The sequence below is a fragment of the Trinickia camelliae genome (assembly GCF_053525655.1).
The window spans coordinates 264,292-284,358 of the sequence record NZ_JBCHAA010000001.1 but is presented as its reverse complement, the minus strand read 5'-3'; the positions used below and the strand labels follow the sequence as shown (position 1 = coordinate 284,358).

23 protein-coding genes are annotated in these 20,067 nt (G+C 64.3%); 20 read left to right on the top strand and 3 right to left on the bottom strand.

What is annotated here, in order from left to right; translation table 11 throughout:
* Position 1: 1 nt before the first annotated feature.
* The 3 genes from AAHK20_RS01350 to AAHK20_RS01340 form a co-directional block, all read right to left on the bottom strand.
* A complete protein-coding gene (locus tag AAHK20_RS01350; RefSeq protein ID WP_449179630.1) occupies positions 2-1,600 on the bottom strand; it encodes a sensor histidine kinase in 1,599 nt (532 codons plus the stop codon).
* Between the two features lie 235 nt (positions 1,601-1,835).
* The gene (locus AAHK20_RS01345; protein WP_449179629.1) at positions 1,836-2,597 is read right to left on the bottom strand and encodes an ABC transporter permease; all 762 of its coding nucleotides are present in this window, start codon (positions 2,595-2,597) and stop codon (positions 1,836-1,838) included.
* Complete coding sequence (locus AAHK20_RS01340) at positions 2,594-3,523, bottom strand: ABC transporter ATP-binding protein (RefSeq protein ID WP_449179628.1); 930 nt, start codon at positions 3,521-3,523, stop codon at positions 2,594-2,596. Before AAHK20_RS01340 ends, AAHK20_RS01345 begins: the two co-directional genes overlap by 4 nt.
* 438 nt (positions 3,524-3,961) lie before the next feature.
* On the opposite strand from AAHK20_RS01340, the gene AAHK20_RS01335 reads away from it, so the two are divergent.
* The 20 genes from AAHK20_RS01335 (at position 3,962) to AAHK20_RS01240 (ending at position 20,061) form a co-directional block, all read left to right on the top strand.
* Entirely contained in the window at positions 3,962-4,396 is a 435-nt protein-coding gene (locus AAHK20_RS01335) for a hypothetical protein (RefSeq protein ID WP_449179627.1), read from the top strand.
* Between the two features lie 82 nt (positions 4,397-4,478).
* Entirely contained in the window at positions 4,479-4,880 is a 402-nt protein-coding gene (locus tag AAHK20_RS01330) for a hypothetical protein (protein ID WP_449179626.1), read from the top strand.
* Between the two features lie 11 nt (positions 4,881-4,891).
* Positions 4,892-5,497 (top strand): hypothetical protein, encoded by a 606-nt coding sequence (locus AAHK20_RS01325; protein WP_449179625.1) that lies wholly within the window; start codon positions 4,892-4,894, stop codon positions 5,495-5,497.
* Positions 5,498-5,526: 29 nt separating this feature from the next.
* Complete coding sequence (locus tag AAHK20_RS01320; RefSeq protein WP_449179624.1) at positions 5,527-6,444, top strand: hypothetical protein; 918 nt, start codon at positions 5,527-5,529, stop codon at positions 6,442-6,444.
* A 6-nt stretch (positions 6,445-6,450) separates the two neighbouring features.
* Positions 6,451-7,062, top strand: coding sequence for a Pvc16 family protein (locus AAHK20_RS01315; RefSeq protein WP_449179623.1), 612 nt, complete (start codon positions 6,451-6,453; stop codon positions 7,060-7,062).
* Positions 7,063-7,072: 10 nt separating this feature from the next.
* Positions 7,073-7,648, top strand: a complete 576-nt coding sequence (locus AAHK20_RS01310) for a peptidase associated/transthyretin-like domain-containing protein (RefSeq protein WP_449179622.1) — start codon at positions 7,073-7,075, stop codon at positions 7,646-7,648.
* A gap of 23 nt (positions 7,649-7,671) precedes the next feature.
* Entirely contained in the window at positions 7,672-9,321 is a 1,650-nt protein-coding gene (locus tag AAHK20_RS01305; RefSeq protein ID WP_449179621.1) for a phage tail sheath family protein, read from the top strand.
* Between the two features lie 78 nt (positions 9,322-9,399).
* Positions 9,400-9,852 carry a phage tail protein gene (locus AAHK20_RS01300; RefSeq protein WP_449179620.1) on the top strand — a complete coding sequence of 151 codons (453 nt, stop codon included), beginning with the start codon at positions 9,400-9,402 and terminating at the stop codon, positions 9,850-9,852.
* Positions 9,853-9,912: 60 nt separating this feature from the next.
* Positions 9,913-10,299, top strand: coding sequence for a hypothetical protein (locus AAHK20_RS01295; protein WP_449179619.1), 387 nt, complete (start codon positions 9,913-9,915; stop codon positions 10,297-10,299).
* The gene (locus AAHK20_RS01290) at positions 10,221-10,475 is read left to right on the top strand and encodes a DUF6760 family protein (protein ID WP_449180040.1); all 255 of its coding nucleotides are present in this window, start codon (positions 10,221-10,223) and stop codon (positions 10,473-10,475) included. The genes AAHK20_RS01295 and AAHK20_RS01290 overlap by 79 nt, the downstream gene beginning before the upstream one ends.
* A 1-nt stretch (position 10,476) precedes the next feature.
* Positions 10,477-10,935: a phage tail protein gene (locus AAHK20_RS01285; RefSeq protein WP_449179618.1), complete on the top strand. Its 459-nt coding sequence runs from the start codon at positions 10,477-10,479 to the stop codon at positions 10,933-10,935.
* On the top strand, positions 10,935-12,389 hold the full coding sequence (locus tag AAHK20_RS01280; RefSeq protein ID WP_449179617.1) for a hypothetical protein: 1,455 nt from the start codon (positions 10,935-10,937) through the stop codon (positions 12,387-12,389). The genes AAHK20_RS01285 and AAHK20_RS01280 overlap by 1 nt, the downstream gene beginning before the upstream one ends.
* Positions 12,389-13,033 carry a CIS tube protein gene (locus AAHK20_RS01275; RefSeq protein ID WP_449179616.1) on the top strand — a complete coding sequence of 215 codons (645 nt, stop codon included), beginning with the start codon at positions 12,389-12,391 and terminating at the stop codon, positions 13,031-13,033. The genes AAHK20_RS01280 and AAHK20_RS01275 overlap by 1 nt, the downstream gene beginning before the upstream one ends.
* Positions 13,026-14,069, top strand: a complete 1,044-nt coding sequence (locus AAHK20_RS01270; protein ID WP_449179615.1) for a phage late control D family protein — start codon at positions 13,026-13,028, stop codon at positions 14,067-14,069. The genes AAHK20_RS01275 and AAHK20_RS01270 overlap by 8 nt, the downstream gene beginning before the upstream one ends.
* Positions 14,066-14,692, top strand: a complete 627-nt coding sequence (locus AAHK20_RS01265) for a phage baseplate assembly protein V (protein WP_449179614.1) — start codon at positions 14,066-14,068, stop codon at positions 14,690-14,692. Before AAHK20_RS01270 ends, AAHK20_RS01265 begins: the two co-directional genes overlap by 4 nt.
* 19 nt (positions 14,693-14,711) lie before the next feature.
* Entirely contained in the window at positions 14,712-15,125 is a 414-nt protein-coding gene (locus AAHK20_RS01260; protein ID WP_449179613.1) for a PAAR domain-containing protein, read from the top strand.
* A 3-nt stretch (positions 15,126-15,128) separates the two neighbouring features.
* The gene (locus AAHK20_RS01255; protein ID WP_449179612.1) at positions 15,129-15,521 is read left to right on the top strand and encodes a GPW/gp25 family protein; all 393 of its coding nucleotides are present in this window, start codon (positions 15,129-15,131) and stop codon (positions 15,519-15,521) included.
* Between the two features lie 14 nt (positions 15,522-15,535).
* The gene (locus tag AAHK20_RS01250) at positions 15,536-15,769 is read left to right on the top strand and encodes a hypothetical protein (protein WP_449179611.1); all 234 of its coding nucleotides are present in this window, start codon (positions 15,536-15,538) and stop codon (positions 15,767-15,769) included.
* A 51-nt stretch (positions 15,770-15,820) separates the two neighbouring features.
* Positions 15,821-18,919 carry a baseplate J/gp47 family protein gene (locus tag AAHK20_RS01245; RefSeq protein WP_449179610.1) on the top strand — a complete coding sequence of 1,033 codons (3,099 nt, stop codon included), beginning with the start codon at positions 15,821-15,823 and terminating at the stop codon, positions 18,917-18,919.
* Complete coding sequence (locus AAHK20_RS01240) at positions 18,916-20,061, top strand: hypothetical protein (protein ID WP_449179609.1); 1,146 nt, start codon at positions 18,916-18,918, stop codon at positions 20,059-20,061. The genes AAHK20_RS01245 and AAHK20_RS01240 overlap by 4 nt, the downstream gene beginning before the upstream one ends.
* The last annotated feature ends 6 nt before the right edge of the window (positions 20,062-20,067 follow it).

Genomic DNA, 20,067 nt, shown 5'->3' with positions numbered 1-20,067 from the left:
CTTATGCGGCGACCGGTGCGGCCGCCTCGGGTAGCGAAACGTAAAACGTGGTGCCGGCGCCTTCGGTCGATTCGGCCCAGACGCGGCCGCCGTGGCGCTCGACCATGCGCCGCACGAGCGCGAGGCCGATCCCCTCGCCCGCCGCGACGTTGCCGTGCAGGCGCTGGAACGCGTTGAAAAGACGCGGCAGCGCGCCTGCGGGAATCCCCAAGCCGTTGTCCTTGACGTAAAAAATGCGCAGCGAGCGCACGCCCGGCGGCGCCGGAATCGTGCCGATCTCGATGCGCCCCGCCCGCTCCGGGCTCAGGTAGTTGACCGCATTGCCGATCAGGTTCGCGAACACCTGCTCGAGCGCGGTCGGGTCGCCCCACACCGCGGGCAGATCGTGCACGACGATCTCCGCGCCCGCGCCGCGAATCGACGCCTGCATCGCCTCGACGACATGCTGCACGAGCACGCCGACATAGACCTCCTGGCGCCGGTACTCGACGCGGCCCACGCGCGAGAGCCGCAGCAGCGAATCGATGATGTGCGCGGCGCGCAGCACCGCGCTTTGCAGGAAGCGCAGCGCTTCGCCGATGTCTTCGTCGATCAGGCGCTCGACGTGCTCGCGCTCGTGCTGCGCGAGCGCCGAGCTGCGCACGGCCTGGCGCAAGTCGTCGCACGCATGCGTGAGCTCCTTCGAAAACCCCTGCAGGTTCACGAGCGGCGCGCGCAGATCGTGCGACACGCTGTAGATGAACATCTCGTTTTCCTGCGTCTGCTGCGACAGCGTTTCGTTGATGTGCGCGAGCTCGTCGGCGCGGCGCGCGAGATCGTTCTGAAAGCGCGCCTGCAAGCGCTCTGATTCGAGCAGACGCCGGCTCGTCTCACGCAGCATCTCGTCGAGCTGCGTGATTTCGTCGTTGCCGGCGGGCACGGGGCTCAACGGCTCGTTATCGGCGAGCCGCCGCGCGTTGTCCGACAACAGCGCGAGCCGTCCGCGCACGCCGCGCGTGAACACGAACACGGCGCACGCCGTGACGATCAGCGAGCCCACCACGGACGCGACCGTCAGCATCTGCTGCTGCGCGTGCGCCGCCTCGGCATCCTCCGAGCGCTGCGCGTCGATGCCCAGCTCGGCGCTCTGGAACGCGGCGACCTGCGTGCGGAAGCGGTCGACGACGTCGGTCGTCGCCTGATCGCGAAAGCGTTCGAGCATGTCGGCGCGGCGCCCCGTGGCGAGCAGATCCTGCGCGCGATCCGACCACTGACGGTATTCCTGCGCGGTCTGGCGGATCTGCCCGGCGCGCTCGACTTGCAGCGGGTTATCGGCGACGAGCTCGACCAAGTGGTCAATATTGCGGTCGAGGTCGAGCCACAGCGAAATTGGCGTCGAATAATTGCGGTCGCCTTCGATGATCGCGCCCCGCACGCGCACCGACTCGACCAGCACCGGCTCGAGGATCGCGCTCGTCTGGCGCAGCACGTCCTTGCTGTGCAGCGCCCACGCCTCGGCTTGCTCGGCCTGCGCCTGCGCCTTGACGAGCCCGGTCAGCAGCGCCAATTCGAACACGGTCGGAATCGCGATCAGCAGCAGGCCTTTTGTCGTCAGTCTCATGCGCGCGTGGAGATGTTCTGGACGTCGGCCCGCGGTCCACGGGCGACGGAACATTATGTCGGCGTTTCGTGCGAATGACAAAGGATGTGCGCGGGAAACGGCCGCGGCGCGAACGAATACAACGCGGAATGCGGCGCAATGTACCGCGAACGCGACAGACTGAAATGAAAATGAAAGAAGCGCCGCCTTTCTTAGGGACGGCGCTTCAAATTACGGCGCGGACGCGTCGCCCCGGTCAGTTCTTCAACCGATATCCGGTCTTGAAGATCCACGCGACGATCGCCATGAAAATCCCGAGGAACAGGATCGTCATCGCGAGACTCACGCCGACGTGCACGTCCGCGCTGCCGTAGAAGCTCCAGCGAAAGCCGCTGATCAGATAGACGACCGGATTGAACAGCGCGACGGTCTGCCAGAACGGCGGCAGGATGTGGATCGAATAAAAGCTGCCGCCGAGAAACGTGAGCGGCGTGACGATCAGAAGCGGAATCACCTGCAGCTTTTCGAAGCCGTCGGCCCAAATGCCGATGATGAAGCCGAACAGGCTGAACGTCAGCGCCGTCAGCACGAGAAAGAGCAGCATCCAGGCCGGGTGCTCGATGCGCAGCGGCACGAACAGCGCCGCGGTCGCCATGATGATGAGCCCGAGCACGATCGACTTGGTCGCCGCCGCGCCGACGAACGCGAGCACGAGTTCGAGGTACGACACGGGCGCCGACAACAGCTCGAAGATCGTCCCCGTGAACTTCGGAAAGTAAATGCCGAACGAGGCGTTCGAAATGCTCTGCGTGAGCAGCGACAGCATCACGAGGCCCGGCACGATGAAGGCGCCGTAACTGATGCCGTCGATCTCGCGGATGCGCGAGCCGATCGCCGCGCCGAACACGATGAAATAGAGCGACGTCGAAATGACCGGCGAGACGATGCTTTGCATCAGCGTGCGCCAGGTGCGCGCCATTTCGAACAGGTAGATCGCGCGGATGGCGTAGATGTTCATGCTTTCTCTCGTACTAGGTCGACGAAGATGTCTTCGAGCGAGCTTTGGCTCGTCTGCAAATCCTTGAAGCGGATTTGCGCGTCGTCGAGATCCTTCAAGAGCCCGAGGATGCCCGCGCGCTCGCCGTGGGCATCGTCGTAGGTGTAGGTCAATTCGTTGCCGTCCTTCGACAGGTCGAGCCGGTACCCCGACAACGTCTCCGGCACGCTTGCGAGCGCGCGCTCGAGCTGCAGCGTGAGCTGCTTCTTGCCGAGCTTCTTCAAGAGCTGCGCCTTTTCCTCGACCAGAATGATCTCGCCCTTGCTGATCACGCCGATGCGGTCGGCCATTTCCTCGGCCTCTTCGATGTAGTGCGTCGTGAGGATGATCGTCACGCCCTTGTCCTTGAGCGAGCGCACGAGCTCCCACATATCGCGGCGCAGCTCGACGTCGACGCCCGCGGTCGGTTCGTCGAGAAACAGGATCTCGGGCTCGTGCGCGAGCGCTTTCGCGATCAGCACGCGCCGCTTCATGCCGCCCGAGAGCGTGATGATCTTGCTGTCTTTCTTGTCCCACAGCGACAGCGCCTTCAGCACCTTCTCGATGTGCGCGGGATTGGCCGGCTTGCCGAACAGGCCCCGGCTGAACGAGACCGTCGCCCAGACCGATTCGAACGAGCTCGTGGTGAGTTCCTGCGGCACGAGGCCGATCATCGAGCGCGCCGCGCGGTAGTCGCGGACGATGTCGTGGCCGTCCACGACGATGCGCCCTTCAGTAGCCCGGACGATCCCGCAGACCGTGCCGATCAGCGTGGTCTTGCCGGCGCCGTTCGGACCGAGAAGCGCGAAAATTTCGCCGCGATGGATTTCCAGGTTCACGCGTTTGAGCGCTTGAAAGCCCGACGCGTAGGTCTTGGAAAGATTGGAAATAGTAAGGATCGGTTGCATGGACGCGAAGATAGCAGAAGCCGGCAAAAGCTGCCGGATCGCAGCTCGCGCGTCGGCAAGAGACGCGATCCGCCCGTAATCGCCAATATGACAAGGAATTCAATTCTCCAAGTCAATTCGATGTCGATTTTATTTCGAATTATTTCTGAAAGAATCGACCCGCCGAAAATCCCATTTTTTGCCATTTCGAACAGGCGATTTATTCGCCGGCACGCAATTCACTTAATTCTTCATACCTGTCAATGTTCACAGGCTGCATTGCCGTGTAACAGAATGTATCGTCTGCCTGCAACACGCTGCGTCCTTTCCTCCTCGAGTGAACGCGATTGCCGGCTCAATTAAAACGCGCTTTTGAAATCTCAATGCCGAATAAGCGTTAATCCCGATTTCCTCGGGGAATGATGTTTAACCGTTTCTCATTGAAGGGGTTTTTCCATCATGACTCACTATCTCTCCGGCGATTCCGACCAAATTCAGTACCAGAAGCTGACGTTCGACGTCGTCAACGCACAAGCTGGTCAGAACCTCGGCATCCTATTGCAGGACGACGGCGTTCCCGTCGTCTACAGCACGGGCCCGAATTTCCAGACCTATAGCGGCATCAAACTCGAATCGGCCGGGGGCGCGAATCTGCCGCTCACGCAATTCAGCATCAACCCCGCACAAGTCCAGGTGCAAACCCAGAGCGGCGGCAGCACCGGCTCGCTCGCCTTCACGATCACCACCTACCTGGCGGCGCAGCCGGGCATCAGAACCTTCTACCTGCAATTGAACACGTCGGCCCCCGGCGTGCAGGTCAAGGCCCGGGTTGGCGACCAAGAAGGCCAGACGGTCGACACCCGTCCCACGCTGTTCTCCTGGAACCCGAAGTAACACCCGATTCCTGCAGCACGTGGCCAACGTTCGCGCGCTCGCGCGAACGTTGGGAGAATCTTCGGCACAACGGGGACTGTCCATGCAATACACCGTCGCATTCACGTTCACCACGACCAACTCCACCGATACCTTGAAGGCGCAGTTGATGCTGTACGGCGGGAACGTCATTTCTCTGTCATCCAATCAGCAAGTGCAGATTCAATCGCCGGAGCCCTCGTGGGCCGCCGCGCTCAACTCGCTGATCGTCGCGCATCCGTCGAACGAGAGGCAGCCCAGCATTGCGCTCGAGGCGGTGAAGAATAAGGGCGGCGCGCAACAGTCCGTTGCGGTGATCGTGCCAATCCAGCAGGGAGGGTCGAATCTGACCGGCAACTACCCGTTCAGCGGCGTAGACGTCAATCTGCAGTATCAATTCATCGGGTACTCGAGCAGGGGCTCCATTTCCGTCGGCGATTTTTCCATTCCGTTTCCGCTGTCCTGATCGGGGAAGCCATGGACACCAAGGACAACAAAGACGCCAAGGACAAGTCCGCACCCAAGGACACCTCGAGCGGCCCCAAGCCTGCCGCACCGAGCACGATCGTGGCTGCCGCGCCGGAGTCCGCGGCCATGCGGACCATCGACGCGGAGCGCAACGCCTTGCCGAGCGACGCCAAAGCGCTGCTCGGCGCTCACGTGCTGGCCAACACGGTGGCGGCGATCAATGAACGGTCCTTCACCATCGAGACCTTCAAGCCGGTGACGCTGACGTTCTCCAATCTACGCGCCAACAGCAAGGCGTTCCTGACGCTGCGCCCCGATCAGGAAGCGATCTGGAGCGACGGAGGGCAAGGCGACCGGCTGGTCGGACTGTCGATCTCGAGCCGGGTCGATCCGGTTCTCTATGTGAGCAATTTCCTCGTCAATGCGCGGGAAATGTACTTGCAGACCTATCAGGACGCGCAGGAAATCCAGATTTCCCTCTACCTGCGCACGAATCAGCAAGGCGTCCGAGGCCGCGTCGACCTGCCGCCGGGGGCGAGCGTCACGCTGGAATCGAATGACGATCGCAGCACCGTGATTGGCCTGAGTTCGTTCGCCATCGATCTGGGCAACTGACGTTCCACCTCACTGTTGAAGGACCGCACATGACTACCGAATCGCCGTCGGCGGGGCCCGTGGCGCCGTCAGCATCCAGCCTTCCCGAGAGGTCTCAGCCAAGCGCTGGCGCGGCGCCCCCATGGACGCTGATTCCCGTCACCATGCAGTTCAGCAACATCGCCGCCAACAGCAATCTAAATTTCACGTTCACGACGGGCGGCGCGTCCTGGTCGCTCGGCGCGCGCTCGGGCGACAGCGTCGGCTTCTCCTACAACGTCACGCCGGCGAGCGCCGAGAGCCAGTCCATCATCCAGGCCGTCGAATTCAACAATGCCGTGCTGTCGATCCGCACCGGCAACAGCAATCAAAGCAGCGGCACGGCCAACAATGCCTTCACGCTGACGCTGTTCCTGCAGGTCCGCCAGGGCATCGACTACGTCCAGGGCTATTGCACGCTCAACAACGAGGCGGTGGTGATGGTGAGCTTCGGCTCGCTCGCGCCCGTGCAATGGCGCAACGGCCGCATCAGCGCCGTGCTGCTCGCGCCGCACCGCAACTTCCGGCCCGTCAGCTTCACGATCAAGGGCGCGCAGGCCGGCAACCGCATCGACCTGGTCGTCAGCACGAAGCGCGGGCTAGGACTGGTGAACTGGTCGCTCGGGACCGATTTTTCCGACACCAACGGCGTCTTGCTCGCGAGCCAGCAAGGACAGATTCCCTTGGCGTCGATGTCCTACAGCGGCAACACGCTGTCGTTCGTCACACAGTCCGCCTCCGGCAACTCTGGCGGCAACGGCAACGGCACGCTGGACTTCTACATGAACGCCTACATCACCTGGGTGCCCGAAGATCTGAACTACGTCTACTTGCGCGCGAGCTGCGCCGACGAGGTTTCGATCCTGGCGCAAGTCAACAACCGGCAGCCGCAGATCGTCAGCCAGGCGGACACGGTGTTCACCCTTTGAAGAACCATGAGCGAGTTCAATCTCGACAGCGGCCAGGTGTTGCGCAGCGTCAGCGAGGCGCTGAGCCGGCTGATTCGCGCGTCCATCGCCGAGCTCTCGGGGGATTCGGCCGTCGTGTTCGATTCGCCGGGCGAGATCGAGGCCGATGGCGAGACGAAGCTCTCGCTCTATCTCTATCAAACGGAGATCAATCCGTATCTGCGCAATCTGCCGCCGAGCCTCACGCGCCGGCCCGGAGCCAAGCCGCAGCCTGCGGCGCTTGCCGTCACGCCGAGTCCGCTCGTGCTCGACCTGACCTATCTCATGGTCCCGTATGCGAAGTCGGCGGAACTCGAACTGGTGCTCGCCGACAAGCTGATGCAGCTCTTTCACGACGTGAGCGAGCTGTCGGGCCCGTGGCTGAACCCGGTGCTCAAGCGCACCGGCAACGATCAGATCCAGATCGTGCCGGAGATCGACACGAGCGAGCAGCTGCGCAACATCTGGAGCGTATTTCCCAACAAGACGTATCGGCTCACGAAGATGTACACGCTCTCGCCGGTGCGGATTCCGTCGCGGCTCGCGCTGCAAACCGACATGGTGACGCAGGCCGAAGCCGACTATTGGGACATGCCATGAGAGAGATGCCATGAAGCTCTCCGCGGTCGTGCAGCTGATCGACGGCTTCAACCACGCTCCGGCGGTGGGTATTGACCCGTTCTTCCTGCTCAACGGCGAGCCGTGCCGGCCGCTCGCGAAACCGCAGGGCTTCTATGCGTTCAACGAGCTCGCCGACGGCGACTACCAGCTGACGACGATCTCGATCCCGTTCTTCACGCGGCAGGTCGAGCTGACAGTGCCGCTCCAGCCGCCGCTCGCCGAGGCGATCGTCCCCTGCCTGCTCGAGCCGAGCCCGCTCTACCCCTACCCGGCGGGCACGACGATGATCCGCGGCCTCGTGCGCGACGCGGCCACGAACCAGCCGCTGGCGGGCGTCGCGGTCGAGGCCAGCTATCCGAACTGGCGAGGCGTTGCGCAGCAAGCGCTCACGCAGACGTCCGACCAGGGCCGCTACGACGGGCGCTATGCGCTGGCCCTGCGCGGGCGGCTCAGCCCTGAGACCGCGGTGACCCTGACCTTCAGCAAGACCGGCTATACGACAGCAAGCACGCACGTGACGCAACAAGCGGCGACCACGCAATTCGTCGATATGGACATGCGCTAACTGAGACCCTGAGAGGCACGATCTTGGCGACCAACTACACCCACCCCGGCATCTATATCCAAGAGGTGCCGAGCGCCCGCACGATTCAAGGCGCCTCGACGTCGGTACCCGCGTTCATCGGCGTGACCGGGATTTATCCCGGCGCCGGCGGGACGCCTGTCAAAGCCAACGTGCCGACGCTCGTCACGAGCTGGAACGCCTACCAGCGCCAGTTCGGCAATCTGCTCTGGAACGGCATGGTGTCGTGGGCCGTCTCCGAGTTCTTCACCGAAGGCGGCACGTCCTGCTACGTCGTGCGAGCCCAGGACAAGAACAACGCCCAGGCAGCCACGGTCTCGCAGAGCGGCATCACGCTCACTGCCGTCACGCCGGGCACGTGGCCGAACAACACGATCGGCTTCGTCGTCAGCAACTCGGACGGCTCCGACCCGAAGACCCCGACGCAGGTCTTCAACCTCGCCATCGTCGCCGACAAGGACAAGCTGACCGCCCTGCCGGCGAACTCCGTCAACGGGGCGCTGCAAGCGTATTGCACGCAGAACAGCCTGACCACGGTGCAGGCCGGCGGCAAGAGCTACTACGTCCTCGAGAGCTTCAACGGCTACACGAAGGACACGCTGAACCCACAGCTTCAGGACGCGATCAACGCCGGTTCGATGTTCGTGCACGCGTCGGCCACCAACGGCGCCCGTCCGCCCAATACGAACGCGGCGCCACCGCAGATGCTGAACAACGGCGGCGTTCCCAACTGGCTGTTCGAGGACGCGTGGAAGACGCTTAGCGCCGTGCAAGGCGTGAGCCTCCTGGCGATGCCCGACACCGTCAACATCACCGATGCGGGCGGCAACACGATCAACACGCTGCAGCAGGCCGCGACCATCAACAGCGCACTGCTCTTTTGCGACCAGCCGGCGATGCGCAACCTCTTCTACGCGGTGGATCCGCCGTTCGGGCAGACCGTGCAGGAGGTGAACACCTTCAAGACCGGGGGCGGCACGGCGGCCAACGCGCCACCCGCGATCAATTCGACCTACGGCGCGCTCTACTACCCGTGGGTCTCGATCTACAACTCGATGGACGGGACCAACGTGCCGATCCCGCCGTCAGGTCCGGCGCTCGGCCGCTACGCCTATACGGATTCCAGCGCCGGCGTCTGGAAGTCGCCGGCGGGCGTGAACGACGGTCTGCTGGCCTCGGTCGTGCAAGTGCAGCAGACCGTCACCGATGCCGATCAGGACACGCTCAATCCGAACGGCATCAACGCGATCCGCAATCTGCTCGGCTACGGCAACGTGATCTACGGCGCGCGCACGCTCGCCGCGCTGGGCAGCGAGTGGACCTACGTCAGCGTGCGGCGCCTGTTCATCTATGTCGAGCAGAGCCTCAAGCAGAGCCTGCAGTGGGTCGTGTTCGAACCCAACGACCAGACCACCTGGGCGGCGGTGACGCGCGACATCTCGGCCTTCCTGACGACGATCTGGCAAGCGGGCGGCCTGTTCGGCGCGACGGCGGCCGAAGCGTTCTTCGTGACCTGCAACGAGACCAACAACCCGCCCGAGACACGCGCGCTCGGCCAGATGTATATCGACGTGGGTCTCGCGCCTGTCTATCCCGCCGAGTTCGTCATCATCCGCATGACTCAGAAGGTCGCCGGCCCGGATTCGGGTTCTTGAGGAGCGGCTGCATAAAGAGCTAACTGAGCGGCTTAATGACCGGCTAAACGAGCGGCTAACCGACAACGGAACGTGACCATGGCGACGCAGACGCAATTGACCAACCCCTACCGCGGCTTTCGGTTCCAGGTGGAAATCTCGGGCATTCAAGTGGCGTCGTTCTCCGAGGCGACGATTCCCGACGTGACCGTCGAGACGGTCGACTATCGCGAAGGCACCGACCCGACCTACAAGCGCTCGCTCTCGGGCCTCACGACCTACGGCAAGCTGACCTTGAAGAAGGGCCTCACCGATTCGATGGATCTCTACAACTGGTTCACCCAGGTCGCGGAGAAAGGGAACACGTTCAAGGGGGCGCAGAAGAACATCTCGCTGATTCTCATCGACGCGACGGGCACGGCCAAGGCGCGCTGGAACGTCATCAACGCGTGGCCCAACAAGTACGAGAGCACGGGCCTGAACGCCAGCACGAGCGACATCATGGTGGAAACGTTCGAGCTGACGATCCAGTACATGACCCGCGTGTCGTAGCGCTTCGTAGCGCTTTGCAACCCTCCCTGCCCCATCTATCCCGAACGGAAGGAATCGAACATGAACGTCATCAGCACCGAAACCGAATTCACCTTGCCGATCGGCTATCGCGACGCCGACGGCACGCTTCACCGGGACGGCGTGATGCGGCTCGCGACGGCCGGCGACGAGATCCTGCCGCTGCGCGACCATCGCGTGCAAAGCAACCCGGCCTATCTCGCGGTGATCGTGCTGTCGCGCGTGGTGACGCGGCTCGGCACGCTCGACATGATCAACACGAACGTGATCGAGAATCTCTTCGCGGCCGACTACGCCTATCTGCAGAACCTCTATAACCGGCTCAACTACCCAGGGGAGTTCGAGAGCGAATTGGCAAGCGACAAGCCGAACGCACCGGCCGCCGGCGCGGAGGCGGCGGCGCCGCTGGGAAAACTGCGCTCCCTGTAGTACCCGATCAGCTCTACGAAGAGATCGCGTTCGTCGCGTATCACTTCCACTGGTCCTACGGGGAGATCCTCGCCATGGAACACGCGGAGCGCCGCCGCTGGTGCGATGAGATCAGCAAGATCAATCAGACCATGATGAGCGACGAGCGCCAGAAGAGCCTTCATTTGGGAATGTGACATGTCCACGCCCCGCACGGGCCCAAGCGCCGATCCGTTCATGTCGTACCGGTTCCGCATCGAGATCGGCGGCATCGTCGTCGGCGGCTTCACGTCCGTCGACGGCCTGCAGTCGAAGAACGAAGTGAAGACCGTGCGCCAGGGCGGCGTCAACGACGTCGAATACAAGCTGCCGGGACAAGTCACTTACTCCGATCTCGTGCTCAAGGCCGGCATCACGTCGGTGGACCCGATGTGGCTCTGGTATCAGACCTGCGCGAGCGGCAAGGTCACGCGCCGCAACGGCTCGATCTATCTGCTCGACGATCAGGGCAACACCGCCGTCACCTGGAATTTCTACAACGCCTGGCCCATCGAATGGCAGGGCCCGAGCCTCGATGCGGGGCAGATCCTCGTCGCCACGCAGGGCTTTACGCTCGCGCACGAAGGGATCAAGAAAAGCGGCCAAGGGGGCGCTTGATGCGGCTCGCCATCCAAGCTCTCGCGTTCGAGGCGCGCCGCGCGGCTATCGGGCTGCCGTGCCTCGTCGCGGCGGGTGAATTCTTCGAGAGCCGCGCTGCTCGCGGCGGGCTTCGGCTTGCCGGGTCGCGAATCCAAGGGGCGGCGGACGGCGAGCCGCTCGCGCTCGCCTACCTGCATTCCGCACGCGCGCCGGAGCCGGTGCAGCACGTACGGCATATCTCGCAGCACGTTCACCATCTGCATTTGCTGCAGCAATTCATCCATCGCCTGACGCTGCGCGTCGAGCAACATGGCGCGCCGGGCTGGGTCCAGCGGTCGCAGGCTCGGCAACCAGCTGTGCGCGAACGGAGCGTCGAAGTGGTCCGCGATGCGCGGCATGACGGCAAAACGCGTGCGGGGGAATCGGCGCGGCTGGCAGCCGAGGCCCAGCGCACCGCCGCGATGCTGCGGATGTTGCTGCGAGACGAAGCGCCGTACTCCTCGGCGAGACTGTCGACGTATGCGGGAGACACGGCTCCAGGCAAGTCGGCGAAGCTGCAACTGATCGTGGGAGAAGCGACGCCGCGCATCCCGGCGAAGCGGCACCTGCTGTTGCGCGAGGCGACCCCGCACGCCTCGGCGATGTTGCAAATGTTCTTGCGAGAGGCAACCCCACGCGCTTCAGCGATGCTGCGGATGCTCTTGCAAGAGGCAACCCCGCGCGCGTCCGCCATGCTGCGAATGTTCCTGCCGCACACAGCCCAGCGCGCCAAGGCGATGCCGCGAATGTTCGTGCCGCACACGGCCCAGCGCGCCATGGCGATGCCGCGAATGTTCGTGCCGCCCTCAGCCCCGGACGCCGCCCAGCCATTGCGCGCCACGGCGTCCGCGCTTGGCGAGCGCGGCATTCGCACACTGTGGTCGATGTTGCGCACCGGCGCCGTCGCGCCAGACACCCGCCCATCCGGGACGATCGTCGCGCGACAGCCCGACTTCAGGCCGCACTCGCAACAACATCGACTTCACACTGCCCGGCACATCGCGACGTTCGAGCGCGCCACGCATCAGCGCCTCACCACGCGCGAATTCCGTCGTGTGCTCGCCGGGCTACCGTCCGCGCCTGCCGCTTCGAACATGACGTTTCAAACCGCCCTCGTGCAACTGGCCGTCAACGCCGCACCGCGCCTCGGCCGCTACGGCGAGGCGCTGCCGCTCGCCGCGTCGCTCGCCTATCGCCAGCAGCCCCACACGCGCCCAGCCGACATGAAGCGCGAAATCGAGCGCATCGAACGGACCGTCCAAACGAAGGTGGTGCGCGAAATCCTGCATCAAGGCCATCAACAGCAGCAGATCCGCACCGCCGTCTCCGACGCCCTGCTCTCCTCGAAGATCATGCAGACGCTCGCGCGGCAGATCCACGCGACGCTCGAACAGCGCGCGAACGTCGAGCGCTACCGCAAAGGGAGCCGCTGATGCTCGAAATGGCCAAGATCGTCGTGCAGAAGACGGGCGAGGAAATCCCCGTCATGTACAACCCGACCGAGCTGTCGCTGAACAAGACGGTCGTGCTCCAGGGACAAGGCTCGAACATCCAGTTTCAGCGCGTCGAAGACGACGACCTCACGGTGTCGCTGTTCTTCGACACCTACGAGCAGCAAATCGACGTGCGCACGAAGACGAGCAAGATCGCCGCGCTCACGCAGCCGACCGTCGGCAACGGCGAGCGGCGCGACCCGCCCGTCGTCGTGTTCACGTGGGCGGGGCCGCTCTTCGTCGGCATGATCAGCAAGCTCGACCAGAAGTTCACGATGTTCCTCAGTTCGGGCGTGCCCGTGCGGGCCGAGCTCTCGGTGACCTTCAAATCGGTGCTCACGGTCGAGGAGGATCAGCACTCCCAGGGCAAGTTCAACTGCCGGCAGCTCTGGCAGGTCCGCGAAAACGACCGCCTCTATCTGATCGCGCAGCAAACGCTCGGCGACCCCGATCAATGGCGCCTCATCGCCGAGAACAACGGCATCTACGATCCGCTCAATTTCCCGACGCGCGAAGACATCGGCCGCATGCTCGTGATCATCGACACGCACGGCGAAACGTTCAACGGAGCGGCCAATGCCTAGCATCAAGACCGCTGGCTTTCGCATCATGAAGAACCGCAAGGCGCTACCGACCTCGGTCGCGGCGGCGATCCGCAGCGTGCGCGTCGAGAACGAGATCAACGTGCCGACGATGTTCAGCTTCACGCTCAACACGGTCTCGTCCGCCGGCCGCTGGCAGGACATCGACCTCGATATGTTCCAGCCCGGCGACGCCATCACGGTGTCGCTCGGCATCGATACGGTGAAGCAGCTCGTCGACGGCCAGATCACCGCGATCGAGCCGCATTTCAGCGCCTACTCGACGGCGACGATCCGCGGCTTCGACCGCATGTACTGGCTCAAATTCGGCACGCGCACGCGCACCTTCCAGAAGCTCAGCGACAACGACATCGTCGCGCAGGTCGCAAACGAGACCGGGCTGAAGGCGCGGCTTTCCGGCAACACGGGCGTCATCAACGACTACGTGCTGCAGAACAACCTGACCAACTACGACTTCCTGATGCTGCGCTGCTCGCAGCTCGACTACGAATTGATGATGAGCGAGTCGACGCTCGTGTTCCGTCCCTGCGCCGAAGGCGCGAGCCCGGTGCGCACGCTGAACTACCCGGTCGACGTGTCGGACCTGCAGCTCAATCTGCGCGTGCCGACGCTCGGCAAGAAGGTGACCGTCACCGGCTACGACGTCGCCTCGAACCGGGTCCTCACGGCCGTCACCGCGTCGGCCACGAACCAGCAGAAGATGGGTGGCAAGGCCGCCGGCTACCAGCTCGCGGAAGACTTTCCGAGCTCGCAGGTCAGCTACGAGCGCCCCAACATCGGCACGCAGCAGGCGCTCGAAAAAGTCTCGGCCGCGCAGTACCAGCGCAACCTCAATCAATTCATCGAAGGCAGCTCGTCGGTGCTCGGCGACCCGGACCTCGTGGCCGGCGTGAACGTCAGGATCAGCGGGCTTTCCGAACGCTTCAACGGCATCTACTACGTCACCTCGAGCGTGCACACCTTCGACGTCGACGAGGGCTACCAGACCGAATTCAAATTGCGGAGGACCGGCATATGACACCCGAAGAAGCGCTCTCGCTCGACAGCCTGTCGCTTGGCGTGACGCCCGGCACGGTCAGCGACACGCAGGACCCGGCGGGTCTCGGCCGCATCCGCGTGGAATTCATCCTGAAGGGCACGAAGATCGAATCGGACTGGCTGCAGATCATGAGCTTCTATGCCGGACCCGGCTATGGCGCGTTCTTTCTGCCGCAAAAGGGCGACGCCGTGCTGCTCGGCTTCGCGAACGGCGACGCGAGCCGCGCGTACGTGCTCGGCTTCCTCTGGAACGGCGCGCAGAAGCCGCCCGTCGAGAAGGCGAAGCAACAGGACGTGCGCGTCATTCAGACCAAGAGCGGCAAGACGATCATGTTCGACGATTCGCAGCAAGGCAAAGGCAGCATCGTCATCGTCGACAACAACAAGAACCGCATCGAGATCGATACCGCGAACAACAAGATCACGCTCTCCAGCGAGGGCGATCTCGACATCAGCGCGAAAGGCAACGTGACGATACGCGGCGCGCAGGTGACCGTGCAGAACACCTCGGGCAGCGTCAAGGCGGCGCTCACGAGCGCGTCGATGCAGCTGCAAGGCGGCCAGAGCATGAAGCTCTCGGCCACGATGATCGACTTGAACTGACTTGCAAGGGAGCCCGATCATGGGACAAGGCGCAGCCAAGCTCGGCGACAGCATCGTCAACGCCGCCGACATCCACATCGTGTTAGTGCCGAGCCCGGGCGGCCCGGTGCCGACGCCGCAGCCATTTCCGTTCAACGGCAAGATCACGATGAACACGTCGGTGAACGTGCGCATCAACTCGCGGCCGGCGGCCACGGTCGGCTCGATGGCGCAGAACATTCCACCGCACATTCCGACCACAGGCACGTTCCAGGTGCCGCCGACGAACCTCGGGCGCGTCGTGATGGGCAGCATGACCGTGCGCATCAACGGGCGCGCCGCGGCGCGCATGGGCGACTTCTGCGAGACCTGTCACGACATTCCGCCGGCCGGCCCGCAGGCGCCGCCGCCGACGGTGCAGGTCATGGGCCTGTCCACCGTGAGAATCGGCTAGCCCATGCCCGCGAACACCAGCGACTTTCTCGGCCAGGGCTGGTCGTTTCCCGTCGCCACGCACGGCGGCAAGGTCAAGTTCGCCTCCGGTGCGCAAGACATCCAGCAGGCCGTGCTGATCATCCTGCAGACGGCGCCCGGCGAGCGCGTGATGCTGCCGGAGTTCGGCTGCCGGATCAACGAGCTCGTATTCGCCGCCAACAACGCGACGGCCGTGAGCCTGGCTCAGCTCTACGTGACCCAGGCGCTCAATCGCTGGGAGCCGCGCATTCAGACGGTGAGCGTCGCGGTCACGATTTCGCCGAGCGAGCCCAACTGCCTGCTTATTTCGGTGGACTACGTGATTCGCAGCCACAACCAGCCCGACAATCTCGTGTACCCCTTCTACCTGAAATGATCGAGGAAGCCGTCATGGACAAGGACGTGTTCACCCGCAGACTCCAGGAACTCAAAGACAACTACCAGGCGGGGCAGTCGCAATTACAGCGGCTCGACGCGCAGCGCAATGAACTACAGCAGACGATGCTGAGAATCAGCGGCGCCATACAGGTGCTCGAGGAAATGCTGCAAGAGCAGCGCGGCGAGCAAGGCGATGCAACGCAGGCGGCGGGCATCGATCAACAAGCGCTGCATCTCGCCAAGTGACCGTGCCAGACGAGCACGCCAACTGACCGCACCCACTGAGCCACCCGATCCATGACGGACCCGACGCTCGACTTCCGCGACGCCGCCGCGTTCTATCGACAGGCGCTCGAACTCGCGCAGACCTACACGCCCGAGTGGAGCGGCTATTGGCCGCCCGTCATGCAGGACCCGTCGACGCAACAAGACCCCGTCGCCACGGCGCAAGCGATCGATCAAGACCCGGGGCTCACGCTGCTGAATCTGTTCGCGCAGTTGGCCGCCTATACCGCGAGCATCGAAAACCAGATTCCCTACCAGCGGCGGCAGGCGTTCTTTCAATTCCTCGGCATGACGTTGCGGCCGCCGCTCGCGGCACAAGCGCCGCTGCAATTCACGCTGCGCGCCGAGCAGCCGGCGCAGCCCGTGCCGGCGCAAACCGCCGTGCTCGACTTCGACGCTCAAGACATTCGCTTTCAGACCAACGGCGACCTGCTGGTCGTGCCGGCCACGCTATGCGCGGCGATGACGATCATCCCGGCGCAAGACCAATACATCGACGCCATGCCGGTGCTCGGCCCCGCCGCCGCGACCGGCACCGCCGCGCAAAGCACGCCGATTTTCGTGGCCGGCGAGCAGGTGGACCTGGCCGAGGAGCCGCTCGGGCACTGGTTCATCATGGGCGACGCCGAGCTCTTCAAGCCCGACCCGGCGCTGCAGGAAATCGTCATCACGCTGTATGGCAAGCAGCTCTACGGCGAGTATTTCGCGCAATGGTTCGACGGCGCGCTGAGGCCGGTTGCCGCGCGGATCAAGCCATCGATCGACGGCACGCAGATCGACATCACGATCGACCAGAAGCTCGTTGCGCCGCCGCTCACGATCGATCAGCTCGTGCAGGAAATCTACGCACAGGAAGACCCCGGCGCGAGCTTCACGGACTCGTCGCTCGCCGCATCGGATCAGGTGCCCGAATACTGGCTGCTCGTCAAGCCCGGCCCCGAGGCCCGCGTGCTGTCCTCCCTCGCGCGGCAATTGCCCGTCATCACGGGCCTGCAATGCACGTTTCGCGGCGACGGCATCCAGGCGCAGCAAGCCGTGTACGACGTCGTGCTGGTCGATCTCGCGAACGGCGCGTACCCGTTCGGGCAAGCGCCGCAAGTCAACGACGCGTTCTACCTCCGCAGCGACAGCGTGTTCGCGCGCACCGGCGCGCTCGTCACGCTCACGCTCGACCTCGCGAGCGTCGCCGTGCAGTTTCCGGTGGTCCTCTACTGGCAGTTCTGGGACGGCTCGGCCTGGCAGTCGTTCAACGCGACGCTCGCCGACGTCAGCCAGTACCAATTCGTCGATACGACGCAGAACCTGCAAGGCAACAACGCGAACGGGCCGACGATCGTTCAGTTCCTGTGCCCGAAGATGGGCGCGACGACAGTCGCCGGCGGCGAGGGACTGTGGATTCGCGTGCAGATCATCTCGGGCGGCTACGGCAGCGCGGGCGGCTTCGTGACCGAAAACGTCGCCATCGCGATCGACAGCCTTCCTATGCTCACGCCCGAGCAAAAAGCCAGCGTCACCGCCTACCTCAACGACGTGGAGGGCGTGAATTTCGCGTATCGCTTCAACGAGGCTCACTACTATCCGCCGTACATCCGCTCGCTTTCGATCGGCTACAGCTATGCGAGCAAGCCGGCGCGCTACTGGAGCTACAACGCGTTCGAGCTCACGCGCTTCCTGTACAGCCCCTACAAGCCCGTCGACGCGATCCTGACCGGCTTCTATTTCGCGTTCGCGCCGGACGGCTTCGGCGATGAGACGCTCGGCTCGCGGCTCAGTCTCTATTTCTATCTGGAGCAAGAGCGCGTGGCTCCCGGCGGCAAGCTGCAATGGCAGTACCACGACGGCGCGACCTGGCAGCCGCTCGCCGTCGACGACGGCACCTACGGCCTCTCGCGCTCCGGCATCGTGAGCTTCATCGTGCCGGCGCCGATGCAGCCCGCCTCGCTCTATTCGGAGACGGCCTACTGGTTTCGCGTCGAGAACCCGCACGTCGATCGCACGATCCGCGTCTATGGCCTCTATCCGAACACGGTGATGAGCAGCAACCTCACCACCGTCGAGGACGAGGTGCTCGGTTCGAGCAACGGCCAGCCGGCCCAGACCTTCGCGCTCACCTACACGCCCGCGCTGCCGGGCATGGATCTGCGCGTACTCGAAACACCCGCGCTCGACGCGGCCGAGCAGCAGGACCCTGCCGGCGCGGCAGACTCGGCTCAGGTGAGCCAGCCGTGGACCCAGGTCGAGAACCTGTCGCTCAGCGGCCCGACCGATCGCGTCTATACGCTCGATTACCAGAACGGCCTCATCACGTTCGGCGACGGCTACAACGGCATGATCCCGCCGGCGGGCTACAACAACATCGTCGCCGCGCGCTACGACTACACGCAGGGGCTCGCCGGCAACGTCGCGCCGAACCGTCTGACGCTGCTGCGTCCCGGCATCAACAACATCGAGGCGGTGACCAATCCTGCGCCGGCGTTGAGCGGCGTGAGCGGCGACACGCCCGCGGCCATCGACTTGACCGGCCCCGCGCTCGTCAAGGCGAATGGCTATGCGGTCGAGCTCAGCGACATTGAAGCGCTGGCGGCAGAGGCGTGCCAAGACGTCGCGCAGGCCCACGCGTTCGAGACGCCCGAGCGGACCGGGCCGACGATGATCCGCATCGCGCTCATCACGCAAAGCACGGCGCCGGCGCCCTACGTCCCCCCCGAGCTGCTCGCCGACGTCGCGGCCTATGTGCGCGCGCGCTGCCTCGCCCCGCTCGCGCCGCGCATCGACACGGTAGCGGCCGGTTACGTGACGATCGACGTGACCGCGCAACTGACGGTGACCTGCGCGCCGGATCAGTTGAACGCCCTGCGCGAAACGCTGGCAGCCCAGCTCGTTGCGTTCTTGCAGCCCGTGTTCGGCGGCCCCGCGCAAGGCGGCTGGCGCTTCGGGCAGCCCGTGCAAGCGCAGACCATCAACCGGTTCCTGCGCGGGCTGCCGCAAGTCGCTGCCGTGCTCGGCGTCGCGTTGAACGGCCAGCAGAACGGCAATATCGCGCTCGCGCCCGACCAGTTGCCGGTGGCCGGCCAGATGTCGCTGCTGCTCTACCAAGGGGCGGCGCCATGACGTTCGAGCTGCCGAACCTCGATACGAAAACCTACGACCAGCTCGTGCGCGAGCTGATCCGCCGCATCCCGCGCTACACCACGCTCTGGACCGACTACAACGACACCGATCCCGGCATCACGCTCGTGCAGCTGCTTGCCTGGCTCGACGAATCGCTGCTCTATCAGGCGAATCAGATCCCCACGCAGACCGACGAGAACTTCCTGCGCTGGGTGCTGGGCCTCGCCTTCAGCACGAACGTCACGGCGTACAGCTTGGCCGCTGTCACTAACTACGACTACGATTTTCTGGCGCTCGAATCCTCGCTCGCGGCGATCGAGCAAGGCCGTCCGGTCACCAAGGCGAGCCTGCAGCGCGAGGTGCTGGCCTATTTGCAGCAGCCCTATCTGGCGCTGACGCTGCCCAACGTCGAGCTGCTCGCGCAGCAGGCGAACCGGATGATCGAAGCGCAATACGAGCAGCAAAAGCAGGCCGCCGAGAAAAACCACCAGCCCCCTCCGCCTGTGCCGCTCGAAGTGCAGCGCGCTTACGCACAGTCGCGCGATCAAGCCATCGTCGCGTACGTGCTCAGCAATGCGCCATGGCAGTACCAATATCCGCAGTATCCGAACCACCAATACGGCGATTCGACCGACACGGCGCGCCGCCTCCTGCTGCTGCAGCCCGCGGATACGACCACCGCGGATGAGACGCTGCTGCACCAGGTGAGCGTCTATCTGAAGCCGCGCGTGATCGCGGGCAATGCGGTGCGCGTCGAGCCCGCCGAACTGACGCCGCTCGATCTGACGCTCGCGATCCAGTGCAGTCCGAACACCCTCTTGCCGGTGACGCTCGACGCCCTCTTCACGCTGCTCTACGCCTATCTGCTGCCCTCCGGCGGTCCGGCCGGGCAAGACGGCTGGGCCTACGGACAGGCGCCCACTGCCGACGACCTGCGCCATCTCGTGCTGAGCGTGCCGGGCGTCGACGCCATCGCGACGTTCGACTACACGTACGACCCGACGATCGTGCTCGACGAGATGGCCGAGCTCGGCGCGAACACGCTGCTCGCGGCGCTGCCGAGCGGCAACGCCGCCATGCTCTACCGGGGGCTGCCGCAGCTGCGCTGCCTCGACGTTACCGCCACCACGCGCCCGACATGAGCCCAG